General features: G+C 56.2%; 14 protein-coding genes. 5 read left to right on the plus strand and 9 right to left on the minus strand.

Annotated features, from left to right (window positions below):
• The 4 genes from IEX74_RS19005 to IEX74_RS19020 all read left to right on the plus strand — a co-directional run bounded on the left by IEX74_RS19005 (nt 1) and on the right by IEX74_RS19020 (nt 4,559).
• The gene (locus tag IEX74_RS19005; protein WP_188815614.1) at nt 1-2,301 is read left to right on the plus strand and encodes an ATP-binding protein; all 2,301 of its coding nucleotides are present in this window, start codon (nt 1-3) and stop codon (nt 2,299-2,301) included.
• Nucleotides 2,302-2,748 carry a response regulator gene (locus IEX74_RS19010; RefSeq protein ID WP_188815615.1) on the plus strand — a complete coding sequence of 149 codons (447 nt, stop codon included), beginning with the start codon at nt 2,302-2,304 and terminating at the stop codon, nt 2,746-2,748.
• Nucleotides 2,749-2,756: 8 nt separating this feature from the next.
• Entirely contained in the window at nt 2,757-4,046 is a 1,290-nt protein-coding gene (locus IEX74_RS19015) for an ATP-binding response regulator (protein WP_188815616.1), read from the plus strand.
• A gap of 87 nt (nt 4,047-4,133) precedes the next feature.
• Nucleotides 4,134-4,559 carry an STAS/SEC14 domain-containing protein gene (locus IEX74_RS19020; RefSeq protein WP_188815617.1) on the plus strand — a complete coding sequence of 142 codons (426 nt, stop codon included), beginning with the start codon at nt 4,134-4,136 and terminating at the stop codon, nt 4,557-4,559.
• A 102-nt stretch (nt 4,560-4,661) separates the two neighbouring features.
• On the opposite strand, the gene IEX74_RS19025 is transcribed toward IEX74_RS19020, so the two are convergent.
• From IEX74_RS19025 to IEX74_RS19065, 9 genes are all read right to left on the minus strand, one after another.
• Nucleotides 4,662-5,078: a hypothetical protein gene (locus IEX74_RS19025; protein WP_188815618.1), complete on the minus strand. Its 417-nt coding sequence runs from the start codon at nt 5,076-5,078 to the stop codon at nt 4,662-4,664.
• Nucleotides 5,079-5,318: 240 nt separating this feature from the next.
• On the minus strand, nt 5,319-6,203 hold the full coding sequence (locus IEX74_RS19030) for a carbohydrate kinase family protein (RefSeq protein ID WP_188815619.1): 885 nt from the start codon (nt 6,201-6,203) through the stop codon (nt 5,319-5,321).
• A 771-nt stretch (nt 6,204-6,974) separates the two neighbouring features.
• Complete coding sequence (locus tag IEX74_RS19035) at nt 6,975-7,421, minus strand: nuclear transport factor 2 family protein (RefSeq protein WP_188815620.1); 447 nt, start codon at nt 7,419-7,421, stop codon at nt 6,975-6,977.
• A gap of 854 nt (nt 7,422-8,275) precedes the next feature.
• On the minus strand, nt 8,276-9,133 hold the full coding sequence (locus IEX74_RS19040; RefSeq protein WP_229755374.1) for a DUF4097 family beta strand repeat-containing protein: 858 nt from the start codon (nt 9,131-9,133) through the stop codon (nt 8,276-8,278).
• Nucleotides 9,130-10,002 carry a DUF4097 family beta strand repeat-containing protein gene (locus tag IEX74_RS19045; RefSeq protein ID WP_188815621.1) on the minus strand — a complete coding sequence of 291 codons (873 nt, stop codon included), beginning with the start codon at nt 10,000-10,002 and terminating at the stop codon, nt 9,130-9,132. The genes IEX74_RS19040 and IEX74_RS19045 overlap by 4 nt, the downstream gene beginning before the upstream one ends.
• Nucleotides 9,950-10,858 (minus strand): HEAT repeat domain-containing protein, encoded by a 909-nt coding sequence (locus tag IEX74_RS19050; RefSeq protein ID WP_188815622.1) that lies wholly within the window; start codon nt 10,856-10,858, stop codon nt 9,950-9,952. The genes IEX74_RS19045 and IEX74_RS19050 overlap by 53 nt, the downstream gene beginning before the upstream one ends.
• 10 nt (nt 10,859-10,868) lie before the next feature.
• Nucleotides 10,869-11,393, minus strand: a complete 525-nt coding sequence (locus IEX74_RS19055) for an RNA polymerase sigma factor (RefSeq protein WP_188815698.1) — start codon at nt 11,391-11,393, stop codon at nt 10,869-10,871.
• 251 nt (nt 11,394-11,644) lie between these two features.
• Nucleotides 11,645-12,013, minus strand: a complete 369-nt coding sequence (locus IEX74_RS19060; protein ID WP_188815623.1) for a DoxX family protein — start codon at nt 12,011-12,013, stop codon at nt 11,645-11,647.
• A gap of 159 nt (nt 12,014-12,172) precedes the next feature.
• On the minus strand, nt 12,173-12,616 hold the full coding sequence (locus IEX74_RS19065) for a winged helix-turn-helix transcriptional regulator (RefSeq protein WP_188815624.1): 444 nt from the start codon (nt 12,614-12,616) through the stop codon (nt 12,173-12,175).
• Nucleotides 12,617-12,883: 267 nt separating this feature from the next.
• Here IEX74_RS19065 and IEX74_RS19070 point away from each other — a divergent pair, with 267 nt between their 5' ends.
• Entirely contained in the window at nt 12,884-13,498 is a 615-nt protein-coding gene (locus tag IEX74_RS19070; protein WP_188815625.1) for an FMN-dependent NADH-azoreductase, read from the plus strand.
• Nucleotides 13,499-13,594 lie beyond the last annotated feature (96 nt).

Genomic DNA, 13,594 nt, shown 5'->3' on the forward strand with positions numbered 1-13,594 from the left:
ATGAATTATACCGACGAGCGTCTGCTGAACGCCGAAATTGACCTAACGAACTGCGACCGAGAGCCGATTCACATTCCGGGGGCGGTGCAGCCATACGGGTTTTTGCTGTGCCTGGATGAGCAAACCCTGCGCATCGTGCAAGCCAGCGAAAACACGCTGACCATGCTAGGTATTCCGGCCGAAGAGCTGGTCGGTAATAGTATGGAGCGGTTGCTGACCGCGGAGCGCGTCGCCGAGATTGAGCAGTTGCGCGACACGCTTACCGAAAATGCCCGCCTGCTGGGCACCCGCCTCGATTACGTAGACGGGCAACCGTTCTACAAAATCATCCTGCACCGCTACGATCAGCTATTGTGGCTGGAATTCGAGCCTGTAACCGAGTCGCCCGCCAACGGCGTGGATCTGCCCTTTCTGAACGATGCCCTCGGTAAGATGCTGGCGGCCACGAAGGTGCTGGAGTTTTGCCAGTACACCGTGGAGCAGGTGCGCCTCATTACGGGCTTCGATCGGGTGGCCATCTACCGCTTCGCCGAAGATGAAAGCGGCGAAATCATTGCCGAAGCCAAGCACGAAGACCTCGATCCGTGGCTAGGTTTGCACTACCCGGCCACCGATATTCCGAAGCAGGCCCGGGCCATGTATCTCAAAAACTGGCTGCGCTTTATCCCGGATGCGTCGTACACGCCGGCCCGGCTGCTGCCGGTGAACAAGCCGGGCGCCAACCGCCCGCCCGACATGACGTACTCGGTGCTGCGCAGCGTGTCGCCGATTCACCTGGAGTACCTGCACAACATGGGCTCGGCGGCCACCATGACGATTTCGCTCATCCGCGACGGGCAGCTCTGGGGCATGGTTACGTGCCATCATCGCACACCCAGGCTGGTGAGCTACGAGCTGCGCGACCTGTGCCAGTTTATTGGAAAGACGTTCTCGGCCCTGATCAAAACCAAGGAGCAGCACGACGAGCAGGAGTACCAGCTGCGCATCCGCGAAACGCAGGTGCGGCTGCTGGAGCACGTATCCAGCAACGACGACTTCGTGGCCGGCCTCTACCAGCAGAAGCCCACGCTGATGGACGTGTTCGACTGCGGCGGCGCGGCCATCTGCTTCGACGGCGACATCATCACCCTAGGTTTGGCGCCTACCAAAGGCCAGATTCAGGATTTGCTGGCGTGGTTGCAAGAGAACGTGCAAGCGGACGTTTTCTATACCAATTCGTACGCGCAGCTCAATCCGGCGGGGGTGGAGGTCCGGCCTGTGGCCAGCGGCTTTATTGCTATTTCGCTGGCCGATGCGCCCGGCAACTACATCCTCTGGTTCCGGCCCGAGGTGCTGCAAACAGTGACGTGGGCGGGCCAGAGTCAGAAGGTGGAAAGGCTGGCCGATGGGCAGGTCTTCTTGTCGCCCCGCCAGTCGTTTGAGGCCTGGAAGCAGCTCGTGGAAAGCACGTCGGCGCCCTGGAAGGCCATTGAGGTGGAAGCCGCCCGGGAAATTCGCCTGCATATCTCCGATGTGCGGCTGAAGGTGTTCAATGAGCTGCAAGCCAGGGCAGTTACCCTAGGTCGGCTGAACGCCGAGCTGGAGCGCAGCAACGACGAGCTGGATTCCTTTGCCTACGTGGCCTCCCACGACCTGAAAGAGCCGTTGCGCGGCATTCATAACTATTCCCTGTTCCTGCTCGAAGACTACGCCGACCAGCTCGACGCGGAAGGCGTGAACAAGCTGCAAACCTTGGTGCGGCTTAGTCAGCGCATGGAAGGACTGATCGAATCGTTGTTGCAGCTCTCCCGCGCGGGCCGGCAGGATCTGGTGCTGGAGCCCGTGGATGTAGACGACCTGGTAGCCGGCGTGCTGGACCTCATCTCGCCGCGGCTAGAGCAAACCCGGACAACCGTGACGATTGTGGAGCCGCTGCCTACCATTACCTGCGACCGGGTGCGGGTGCAGGAAGTGTTTCACAACCTGCTCACCAACGCCATGCGCTACAGCGACAAGCCCGAGAAAACGGTGGAAGTGGGAGTGGCCTCAGAAAATAAAGCTGAACCGAAACGCATTGTGAACTACGACGATTTTTTCGTGTTTTACGTACGTGATAATGGTATCGGCATCGACCCAAAGCACCACGAGAATATTTTCAAGATATTCAAGCGACTGCACGCCCAGGATAAATACGGGGGAGGAACCGGTGCCGGGCTAGCTATTGCTAGAAAGATGGTTGAAAAGCATGGCGGTAACCTGTGGGTAGAATCTACTTTGGGGCAAGGCGCCACCTTCTATTTCTCTGTTTCAAAACACTTGTAAATGGCTACTTCGCCCCTTAAACCCGTTTTGGTAGTGGAGGACAGCGCCGAAGATTTTACGGCGCTGGGGCGGGCTTTTCGCAAGCACGCACTCCGTAACCCTGTGCTGCGCTGCGAAGACGGTGACCAGGCCCTGGAATACTTGCAAGGCTATGGCAAAGCTATCGGCTGGCCCCAAACGCTGCCTGCCATCGTGCTGCTGGATCTGAACCTGCCGGGCACCGACGGCCGGGCGGTGCTGAGCGTGCTCAAGCAGGACCCACGCTTGCATTCCATTCCCGTTATCATTTTCAGCACTTCCTCCAATGTGCGGGATATTGAAGACTGCTATCAGCTAGGTGCTAACAGCTACCTGACCAAGCCAATAGAATACGCCGCGCTGGAAGAAAAAATCCGGCTGACCATCCATTATTGGCTGGAGGCATCTGAGCTGCCACTCGCGAATTAGCCTGCCTAGTGAAAAAGATTTTACTCGTTGATGACAACGAGCAGGACCGTGTGCTGTACAAGCGCTACCTAGGTAAGTATGGAGACTGCACTCGGTTTGAAACTCACGAAGCAGCCTCCGGCGACGAGGCGCTGGCTTTGTTTCCGAAGCTGCGTCCTGACTGCGTCCTGCTCGACTACAACCTGCTGGATACCGACGGTCTGACGCTGCTGGAGGAACTAACAAAGCTAGCTCCGCCGGAAAGCCTCTGCGTGGTGATGATTACGGGCGGCGGCAGCGAGCAGCTGGCAGTCCGCGCCCTCAATAGCGGTGCCCTGGATTATCTGGTGAAGCAGCAGTTTGACCAGGAACTGCTGTGCAAAACCGTGACGCACGCCATCGAGAAAAACGAGTGGCGGCAGCGCACCGCCCGCCACCACGAGGAACTGAAAAGCGTGAACCGGCAGCTGCGGGCCTCGGTGGAGGAGCTGACGGACGCCCGCCAGCAGATCAATCATCAGAACAAGCTGCTGACCTTGGCCAACCAGGAGCTGGCTGCTACCAACCACGAGCTGGCCCGCACCAACGCCGACCTGGATAACTTCGTGTACGCGGCCTCCCACGACTTGCGGCAGCCGGTGCACAACCTCCACGGCTTGTTTGAGGAGCTGCGCCGTACGGCCACCGTGACCGATACGGAAGCAGAAATCATCTGGAAGCTGCTCGATGACTCACTGCGCGCCCTCACCACCACCATCACCGACCTGGCTGAGGTGGTGCAGGTGGCGCGCCAGTCCGGCACGCAAGCTGCCGAGTCGGTTGTGGTAGCTGAGCTGGCTAACCACGTGCTGCAAACGCTGCACCCGCAGCTGCTGGCCGCACAGGCCGAGGTGCAAACGGATTTTACCGCCTTGCCCGAACTGACCTACGTGCGGAGCAATCTACGCACGATTCTGCTCAACCTCCTGGCCAACGCCCTTAAGTATCGTCACCCTGATCGGCCCGCGCGGGTGCTGCTCCGTACGTACCTGGCGGCGGGGCAGCCCGTGCTCGAAGTGCAGGATAATGGCCTCGGCATGAACATGCAACTGCATGGCAAAGAGCTGTTTCAACTATTCCGGCGCTTCCACCCACAGGCCAGCGCGGGCACTGGCGTGGGGTTATTCCTGGTGAATCGCCTGGTGCAGGCGCAAGGGGGCCGCATCGAGGTGGAAAGTCAGGTAGGGCAGGGCACTACGTTCCGGGTATATCTGCGCAGCGTTGCGCCGGGAATTGTGGGTGCCGCCGCTTCACAGCACGTGACTTCGGGCGGTAGCTGAAAAAACCTAGGTTTGATCTTGCCTAGATCCTTTTACGACTACTTTGCGCGAGTCAGGCGGACCATCTTTACCACATAGTTGCAAATCATGCTCACGGAATTAACGAACGGATTCGGCAAAGTTTATCTGACTATCGAGTATGACGCGGCCAACCGGTGGGTGTATAATAACTGGCTCGGCTACCAGACCTACATCGGCATCATCGCCGGCGCCGATGTCTGTCTGCATCCGCTGCGGGAACACGCGTGCTCGTATCTGCTCAACGACAACCGGCAGGTGATTGGCCCCTGGGACCATGCCGTGCAGTGGATCGTTGAGGATTGGGCCCCACGGGCAAGCAAACAGGGCCTCACGCACTTTGCCCACGTAGTTAGCCCCGAATCATTAGCGGCTCTCTCGGCCGAAGCGATGCACCTAGGTATCGGAGGGCGCTTACAGATGCGTATGTTCAGCGATTACGCGGAAGCCCAAACGTGGCTGCACAAGGCGCAGCAACAGGCCCGTCGCGCCTAAAAAAGAAGAGCAGCCCTGCACAACAAGGCTGCTCTTCTTATTATAGTCCAGTGGTAATGTTGTATAACGCCGACCTAGGTCTACTGCCTCGTAGGCAGGCGATTATTCGCCGCTGGTGAGAACAAAATCGCCGTACATCTCCTTGGTATCAGCATTTTCTAGCACCACATGAATAGCATCCTGGCCGTAGGTGTAAGCGCCGGTAGGGAGAGTGGAGTAGTTGATCTGCTGGGTTTCGTTGGGGTTCAGCAGCCGCGTGTGGGCATCCGCGATTTGCACAAAATTAGGTCCCGTGTACCGGCGCAGCAGAAAGTGGTAGCGCACCTTGACTTGGTCTGGGTTACGAAAAATTACCGCTACTGAATCCTGCGGGGGACCATATTTCGACGGAACTACCAGTTGCAGCCGGTTCGTGGGGCTTGTGTACCAGGTCGGGTCGATTCCATCTTTGGGGTCATTATCCTTGGAACAAGCGCTCAGCAAAGCGCCGCAGAGCAGAAGGGATAAAAAGGTTTTCATAAGAAAGACGCAATTAAAAAACAGTTCAGCTATATAAACGAATATTTCTGAATTGTGTTTTGTTTTGAAGCAATTGGACTGCAATTTAGTACTTAACGAGATAATAGTATAACTATTTTAGTGGCAGTTGGATGCAGCTATTACGCGTTACGGGTCGGCTGTATGTTGCACGCTCTGAGAGGGTAACGTATGGCCGCTAAGCTCTCGGAGCGATACGAGGCAGGAAGCGACAGACCTAGGTTAAATTGTGCGAATATTTAGCAGCTTCACCACATCGGCTTCGGAAATAATGGGCGTCGCGCCCTGGTGAGTAGCCACTAAAGCGCCCGTGGCGCAGGCCCGATGCAGGCATTCCGTAGGGGAGAGCCCCGCTTGCCAGCCGGTTAGCAAGGCTGCCAGAAAAGCGTCGCCACTGCCGATGGTGTCCTTCACCTCAATGGGGAAGCCGGCACTCCGGTGTAGTTGACCGTTGGTGTAGAGTAGAGCGCCCTCGGCACCTAGGGTCACGCAAACGGCTTGCAGACTGAATCGGGCCGCCAACCACTCTATCGCCAGCTCATCGTCGGCCGTCTTGCCAAACCAGCCCATAATTTCGGCCAGCTCGTGGTGGTTCATCTTCACCAAGTTGCTGTTTTCCAGCAGATATCCCACTACCTCACGCGTGTAGTGCGGCGGGCGTAGGTTCACATCGAATACCTTGAACCTAGCCTGTGGTAGCAGTCGGTACAAGGTCGCGCGCGTAGCAGGCGTGCGAGATGCTAGGCTGCCAAATACGAGCATATCGGCCGCACTAATTAACTGAGCCAAAGCCTCATCGTACTGGATGTAGTCCCAGGCAACGGGCTGCACAATCTCGTAAACTACCTCATGGCGGTCGTCGACGTTGGCTTTTACCACGCCGGTCTGATGAGCGGGACCGTGCTGCACAAAATCGGTGCGCAGGTTCCGCTCCTCAAGAAAGGCGAGCAGCTGCCGACCTAGGTCGTCGTCGCCGACGCGGCTGATGAGGTCGACGGATTGGCCGAGCTGGTACAAGTGCACGGCCACGTTGAAAGGTGCGCCGCCAGGCTGCTTGCCCGTTGGTAGTACATCCCAGAGGATTTCGCCCAAGCAAACGATTGACATACAATAAGGTGATGAAATGATGAGATAGTGAATTGGTTGTGCTGCGTTGCCGGGAAATTAGGAAAGTGAGGAGGTACGGCTAGGCGAAAAAGACAAAGCAAGGAATGAATTAGTCCGGAACGGTAAGGCGTGGTTCTACTATTGCGCTACTTATCCGCTTAGTGAACAACCGATGTTTTTTCGGGCTGCTCTAAGCCGCCGCTTCTGGTATGCGCGTTCTACTATAACTACGAGTACGACGCCATGATAACGCGAAAGAAGAAAAAGGGGCCAAACCTGACTGAAATAATAAGCAAGCAAGATAAAAGCCTCGGCCCAGGAAGTTGAGGCTGCTGTGCGTCAGGCGCGGTATGCTTTGCGCGAAGCAGAGTTTGCGGAAGCGCTACGGAGGAATAGCGATAACTAAACCCGCAGGTAGTTCGGCAGGTGCCAGGAGGGCTCTGGGATTAGGAGAAGAAATCACCTGTTTCATAAAGCGAACCAAGGATTAGGCCCACTTTCAGCCGAAAGCCTAGCTGCGCAGGGATTGGCGGTAAGCAAGGACTGGCAGAGTGGTACTTACCATAAACGTTACGGCTGCCTCTGGTAAGAAGGTCAACCCTAATCGAACTCGACAGGAAGGTAAAAGTTGCCCAGAATGAAACCTTTAGGGTTCCGCAATGCGCAATTGGCTGGAATTTTATACCAGTACGATAAAACAAGCACAGGCCCGTCGGATTACAGCTGGCGTAACCCGACGGGCCTGGAATCGTGAAGATCTTTTTCGCTTGCCTATTTGAGCGTGAAGGTAGGCTGCTCGCTCGAAGCGCAACGTACCTGGTTCACGACTTTCCATTCCCCGTCAATTTGCAGCAGGTTCAGGAAATCCGTCACCGGGCCTTTTGCAGATGGTCTTTCCACGCGGGCCACGGCCGCCGTACCCTGTAGGTCGATATAGACGATACGGCCAGGCTGCTGATTCTCAGTGGTTTTTGCGGCGGCAAGCGCTTCGTCGGTCGCACTTTGTGTAACCAAGGTGCCATTTTGCACCCGCATCACCTGAGCCGTAGGCAAGTAAGCCTGACTAGCAGGGCCCGAAGCGTTTGTGAGCAGATAGCCACTCAGCGTTTCTTCAATGCGCGCTATCTGGTACTTGGTTTTGGCCATGAGGCGCTGAGCAAAAGACACAGAGGCGAAGCTGATGAACAGAAGGGCGAGGAAAAGAACTTTGGTTTTCATGGCTTGAAAAGGAAGAAGTGGAAGAGAAAAAAGGAAAGGAAGAGTGGAAAAACGGAGCGTAGAACGGCTGAGGCTAGCCCAGCAAGAGGAGCGAAGTGCTACAGGAAAAGAAGCAGAAAAAAAGGGGCCTACGGTGTCATAGGGAGAAGATAGTAGTTGGATTTTTCCGGCAATTAGAGGCCGTTCCAAGCGGCCGCGGTTCCGCTGGTTTGTCCTCGTTTGGGGAGGTGCTCAACTGAGTAGGAATGCCCGACTTTTGAGCATTAGTGCAACGTCTTGGTAGATGCTGGCAGGTGGCTAAGCCTTGCCTGAGCAAGGAGCGTTATAGACCGACTTACCTGCATCCGGCGACGTTGAAGGGCTGGCGAGTGCCGCCCCGGCTGGGCGGCTGCGATGGCTAGGGGTTGTTTGAAGTAGTGATACAAATGTAACAGAAGGTACTATGCAACGCAAGGTACCTTCGATAAATATTTTTATTTTTTCTTTAGCTACTTAGCTTTATCAACTACTATATGAAGCAGTAGATTGATTTTTAGTATTTTAGCTAAAATATACTTCTCGCAGGCTATTGGTTTCTATTGTTCATAGCGGTACAAGGAGTAGCAACCTAGGCTCTGGTAGCGGTTCCTGGATCTATCAGGATAGTTGTTTTTTGTGGTAGTGGCCAGATTGCCTTTCAGGAAAAGCCGCCGCAGCAACTAACCGCGTCTGCCTCGTTGCAGAGCTAGGTTTGCGTCAACTAAACTTATGCAATCAGGTAGCCAAAGGGCGAGCCGCCGCTGGGGAGTAGCCCCTGACCTAGGTAGCCGATCTAGCTGGCTGGCAGAGCGGAAAAAAACCAGCTGTTGACTCAGTTACTTTGCCTTACGGATATAAATATTTCCATTAAGGGTCTTCATCATTACTTCCGCTCCGCCGCCGTTCAGTTTGCCATACGTCCAGTTGTCGACGTTCACGCGGTAGGTGCCGCCTTCGCTGGTACGATTCACTTTGGGCGCGCTTTTCTCCGTCACCAGATCGAAGTCGCTATAGATTTCGCCGTGGTCGGTTTTGAGCTTTAGCGCCGCTTTTGTGTTGCTCGGAAAGGTCACATCTACCACACCGTTTACGCTGGAGAAAGCCATGGGCGTGCTGGATGTTACGGTTTTAAAGGTCGCAGTTACGGGGCCATTCACGGTGTTGGCTACGGCTGAGCCGCCCACGTCTTTCAGCTGAATGCCGCCGTTCACGTTGCCTACTTCCAGTTCGCCCGTCACGTTTTCCACCACAATGTTGCCATCCTGCACGGTGCTGACTTGCAGCGAGAAGTGCTGCGGAACCTTAATAGTGAGGTGTACGGGGTGCCGATAAGAGTCGGTTTTGATGTTCACGCGGTTGTCGTTTTCGTCCACTGTGAGCTCCACGCCCGAGTCGTTGTCGATGCGGCGCAGCCCATTGGCGCTGGGCGGAGTGGCACGGGTTGCGGTGCGTTTGCCAGCACGGGATTCTGCGTCGATGATAACGTCTTTGCCCGAGTAGCCGACTACGCTGACGGAGCCGTTGACGAGCTTCACGCGGAGCATACCCGGTTTGCCTGGCGAGCTAAGGGGCACGACGAGTTGATCTTTGTCGCCGGATTGGGCTAGGGTTGGCAGTGAGGCACCGAGTAGCGTCGTGAGCAAGCTAGCTCGGAGCAAATGGCGGGTGGCAGTAGGAAGAAAGGTCGTTTTCACTTGGTTTGCTGTTTGATGGTTACGTCGCCGTTGAGGGTTTCGAAGCGGAAGTCTTTGCCTCCTTTGCCGAGCCGCATGGCCGTATCCTTGTTGAGTTTGTAGCGGGTGCCGTTGCCGGAATTCTGCTTGTTCTGCGTGACCTGCACGGGTAGCGCTTCGACGTTGGGAAAATCGGTGAACAGCTCGCCGTGCATACTTTTGAAGTGTACATCTGCCGAAGCATCTTTCGGGTAGCTTACAATGATTTGCCCGTTGATGGTGTGATAGGAAGAGGCGCCATCGGGGGTGCCCACGTAAGACGCCTCCACGTTGCCGTTCACGGTGTGCGCCTTCGTAGTGCCGCGCACGTTGGTGAGGGCAATGGCGCCGTTCACGTTGTAGGCTTCCAGCTTCCCGCTCACATCCTGAATTGCGACCTTACCATTGTTCACTGTCGAGATGTGCAGGTTCAGCTGGCGCGGTACCTTCACCACGTAGTTAAAAGTGTAGTGATAATCGATTTCCTTGTGGTTCCGGTTGCCGCGCTCATTATGTGGGCGTGAGTCGTAGGGCGAGGCCGTGTAGGCGATGATGCTGTCGCCGCGTTGCTCGAAACCTAGCTGCGCTTCCTTCTTACCCAGCTCCAGCGTTTGCGCGTCATCGGCCCGGATGATCTTGGTAACTTCAAGCACTACTTTGTTGCCGTCGTAGCCTTGCACTGTCACGGCGCCATCGATGTTGTAGAGGGCTAGCACATTGCGGGTTGCGGCCGTCGCAACCGTGAATTCCTTGCTGACTTTCTCTGTCGATTCGCGGTTTTGAGCCAGGGCATAGCAGCTAGACAGCAGTGTTAGTATTCCTGTCAGCTGGGGTAGGATGGAAGGTTTCATCGTAGGGTTTATTGGAGGTGGTAGGCACTGATTGACCGTTGGACAAGGACTGAATGCTTTCTTTAATTTTGCCGCGCACCGCTTCATTCAGCGCCGGATCGTTCAGCAGGCGCCGCAACGGCTTCACCGACCGTTTCTCCTGCAACTGCACCATCACATCAGCCAGCGCCGACTGCACCAGTGGCGATTCTTGGTGCGCCAACGACTGCACCAGGCCTTGGCGCACGGCCGGCTCATGGGCGAGCTGGGAGAGGGCTTCGAGGGTGGCGAGGCGCACGTTTACATTTTCGTCGTGGTTGAGCGTGCTCAACAGGGCTTCCACTACCCTAGGGTTGGCATTACTCAACTCCTTGGTGTAGCTCACCGCCCGTAGCCGCTCGGTGGCCGAGGGGTTGTCGATGAGCGAGAGCAGCATCACCTGGCGCATATCGGCTACTTGCTTGGTGAGCGTGACGAGCTGTTGATTGTCAGGAGTTTGTGCAAGCTGTTGTTTGTTCAGCCAAAAGCCAACCGCCACGCCCACTCCAACCAGACCTAGGCTGTAAGCCAGCCGCAGGGCGTGTTGCGGCGTGAAGACCTCCTGCAGCCACTGCCACACCGTGGCCCAGGAGCTAGGTTTGGCCTGTATTTCTTCCTTATAAGAAGCAAGCATGGCGTAGAACGCCGGCCGCACGTTTTCGCTGGGTTCAGGCACGGGCATGGCGCTCATCATGCCCCACACTCTTTGCAGGGCCAGCAGCTCCTGGCGGCATTCGGTGCACTCCTCTAAGTGGGCGGCCACGGCAGAGCGGTCGGCTGCCGGAAGTTCGTGGTTCAAATAATCGATCAACTGCTCTTTGGCGTGTTCACAATTCATGGATCTATCGTCAGTTTTCAATTCGTAGATAAATGGTCTTCAGCTCGTTCATGGCCCGGTGCACCCGCACTTTCACGGCGCCTTCGGTGGTGTTCAGTACCCGGGCAATCTCCTCGTACTTCAGCTCCTGAAAACGGCTCAGTACTAGCACTTCGCGGTAGTCGTCGGAGAGGTGCGCCAGGGCACGGTGCAGGGTTGCTACTTCCTGTTCGCGCTGTAGGATGTCGTCGGCCCGCACGCCGCCCCCGATTTTCTCGCTCCAGTCGGCCACATCGGTGTGATGGGCGCTGTGGCGGTTTTTCTTCACGTGGTCGGCCAGCACGTTGCGGGCCAAGTGGTACATCCAGGTGCGGAACTCGCCCTCGGCCGTGTAGGTGTGGCGGTACTTCAGCATCCGGTAAAACACGGTCTGGACCAGGTCCTCGCTGGCTTCGGCCTGGCCCAGCATGTGGTAGAGAAATCCAAAAAGCCTGCGGTGGTAGCGTTCGAAGAGCAGGCCCATTCGGTCGACATCACCGGCTTTCACCCGGAGCATTAGCGCATTGTCAGTAAGCGTATCCAACCGGGAGAGAAGGTTTGGTGGAGGTGATTTTGATGTGGACACCGCGCTTTGGCGGGGAGGTTACAGCGAGGCCAAACTTTTTTTGAGAACGGCCAAAACGCATGTAGCGCGAAGCTCCTGCTTCGCGTATCGTTGCACGACTAAAGCTAGGTTCTCCCTTAGCCTAGATCGTGCAACGATACGCGAAGCAGGAGCTTCGCGCTACATACAAACGACAAACGGCGTTACGCCACCGATGCTACAGGCCGGCGCAGCCACAATACCGCTCCCAGCAGCACCAGCAGCACCAAAGCGGGTAAGCCACCGGCCAGCCCACCAGGAATTGTAGTGGCGTGCATGATGACAGCGCCCACCATGATGATGATTAGCCCAATGGCTGCTAGGCGCGTGAAGCGCGGCACCAACAAGCCTATGCCACCTAGCACTTCTGCTACTGCAATAACGTAAGCCAGCGCGCCGGGCAGCCCAATGCTGCTGAACATGCCTACTGTAGCTGGTAGGTCAGTGAGTTTTTTTAGGCCTGAAGCAACGAAAGCTAGGCCGAGCAAGCCTTGCAGAATCCAGGCAATGATGTTGCGAGTGGAAGAAGACATAACGACAGGAATAAACGTGGAAGAAGACAACGCTATTCAGCCAGTTCTCTGGCCGTTTAGTAGGAGCAAAGGTGTCGTCTGCTTGGTTTATTCCAGCTAGCAGTTTACCAAAGGGTACCGGTATACTGCGGTATACTGTATTGATTTACAGTAACTTTGCTAACTTGCCTTTTTCACTTCTTCATCCTTACGCGAAAGATTCAAGGCTAGTCGGTGTACGGGCTCCGTCTCATCGGCCGCCGATGGGTGCATAATGTGCGCGCGGTGCATCTGCCCCAACAGGCGCAAGGCGTCGATGACCGGAAACACATTCTCGCCATAAGGAGCAAGGGTGTACGTGACGGATACCGGCACCGTGTCGGCCTCGACGTGGCGAGTGATTAAGCCATTGATCTCTAGCTCCTTCAGTTCTTTGCTGAGCATTTTGGCGGTGATGCCCGTTACGTCGCGTTGCAGTTGCTTAAAGCGCCTTGGTCCGTCGAGGAGGCCCACGATGATGGGGAGCTTCCACTTGCCGCCGAGCAGGTCGAGGGCGTCGCGCACGTAGCGCATGGCGCTGGTGCATTCTTGGGAGTTTGCGGGGCGATGAGGGGGCTGTAACATGTGGTAAAGGTCGCTCAAAATCAGGTTTGTATCCTAGAGGATACCGGTATCCTTTGGTAAACCACTAGCCCAAATAAACCACCTGGTCTCCACCTTTGCTCGCACCAAACCGCTGCGAGTAGCCACTCTGAGTATGCCTGTTGCGCGCAGGGCCTGCCCAAGCTTGGCAACCGCGGTTGAGTTTCAATGAGTAGCAACCTAGGCATCCGGCCTGGTGCAGCCGCAGGGCACGTTGCGCTTTTCATTCTTAACTGTTCTCTTTCAGCCATGCACATTCTGCATATTATTTCCAGTCCCCGCGGCAACGCGGCATTCAGTATTCAGCTAGGCAACGCCTTGGTTGATAAGATCTTGTCAGCTAACCCCGGCAGCACGGTGCAGGTGTACGATCTCACCAACAAGTCCTTTCCCCACATGGAAGAGGTGTACCTGCAAGCCATCAACACGCCCGCCGAAGAGCACACGCCCGACCAGCAAGCCGCCGTGCGCCACTCCGACGAAGCCATTGCTGCCATTCAGGCTGCCGACACCATCGTCATTGGCGCGCCCATGTACAACTTCGGCATTTCATCCACGCTCAAAGCCTGGCTCGACCACATCGTGCGGGCCCGCGTCACGTTCCGCTACACCGAGCACGGCCCCGAGGGTTTGGTGCAAGGCAAGAAAGTGTACCTGGCGGCTTCGAGTGGCGGTATTTACTCCGAAGGACCCATGATGAGCCACGACTTTGTAGTGCCCTATCTGCGGGCCGTGCTGGGTACCCTCGGCATGACCGATCTGACGGTGGTGCGGGTAGAAGGCACCGCTATTCCCGGGGTGCAAGATACCGCCTTGGAGAAGGCGCTGGCTAGCATCGATGTAGCAACCACGGTCGAAGTATAATAAACTGGTTGTTAGTAGAAACAGCCTGCCCAGAACCAGTATTTGCTGGTTCTGGGCAGGCTGTTTTCGTTTAGGCCCGTACGCCACTTATTGAGC

It is taken from the genome of Hymenobacter cavernae (genome assembly GCF_014641455.1).
GTDB classification, from domain to species: Bacteria; Bacteroidota; Bacteroidia; order Cytophagales; family Hymenobacteraceae; genus Hymenobacter; species Hymenobacter cavernae.

Excerpts from the sequence above, each read along its gene's own strand:
- IEX74_RS19005 (WP_188815614.1), top strand. The coding sequence starts at position 1 with ATGAATTATACCGACGAGCGTCTGCTGAACGCCGAAATTGACCTAACG.
- IEX74_RS19010 (WP_188815615.1), top strand. The coding sequence starts at position 2,302 with ATGGCTACTTCGCCCCTTAAACCCGTTTTGGTAGTGGAGGACAGCGCC.
- IEX74_RS19020 (WP_188815617.1), top strand. The coding sequence starts at position 4,134 with ATGCTCACGGAATTAACGAACGGATTCGGCAAAGTTTATCTGACTATC.
- IEX74_RS19025 (WP_188815618.1), bottom strand. The coding sequence starts at position 5,078 with ATGAAAACCTTTTTATCCCTTCTGCTCTGCGGCGCTTTGCTGAGCGCT.
- IEX74_RS19030 (WP_188815619.1), bottom strand. The coding sequence starts at position 6,203 with ATGTCAATCGTTTGCTTGGGCGAAATCCTCTGGGATGTACTACCAACG.
- IEX74_RS19035 (WP_188815620.1), bottom strand. The coding sequence starts at position 7,421 with ATGAAAACCAAAGTTCTTTTCCTCGCCCTTCTGTTCATCAGCTTCGCC.
- IEX74_RS19045 (WP_188815621.1), bottom strand. The coding sequence starts at position 10,002 with ATGAAACCTTCCATCCTACCCCAGCTGACAGGAATACTAACACTGCTG.
- IEX74_RS19050 (WP_188815622.1), bottom strand. The coding sequence starts at position 10,858 with ATGAATTGTGAACACGCCAAAGAGCAGTTGATCGATTATTTGAACCAC.
- IEX74_RS19055 (WP_188815698.1), bottom strand. The coding sequence starts at position 11,393 with ATGCTCCGGGTGAAAGCCGGTGATGTCGACCGAATGGGCCTGCTCTTC.
- IEX74_RS19060 (WP_188815623.1), bottom strand. The coding sequence starts at position 12,013 with ATGTCTTCTTCCACTCGCAACATCATTGCCTGGATTCTGCAAGGCTTG.
- IEX74_RS19065 (WP_188815624.1), bottom strand. The coding sequence starts at position 12,616 with ATGTTACAGCCCCCTCATCGCCCCGCAAACTCCCAAGAATGCACCAGC.
- IEX74_RS19070 (WP_188815625.1), top strand. The coding sequence starts at position 12,884 with ATGCACATTCTGCATATTATTTCCAGTCCCCGCGGCAACGCGGCATTC.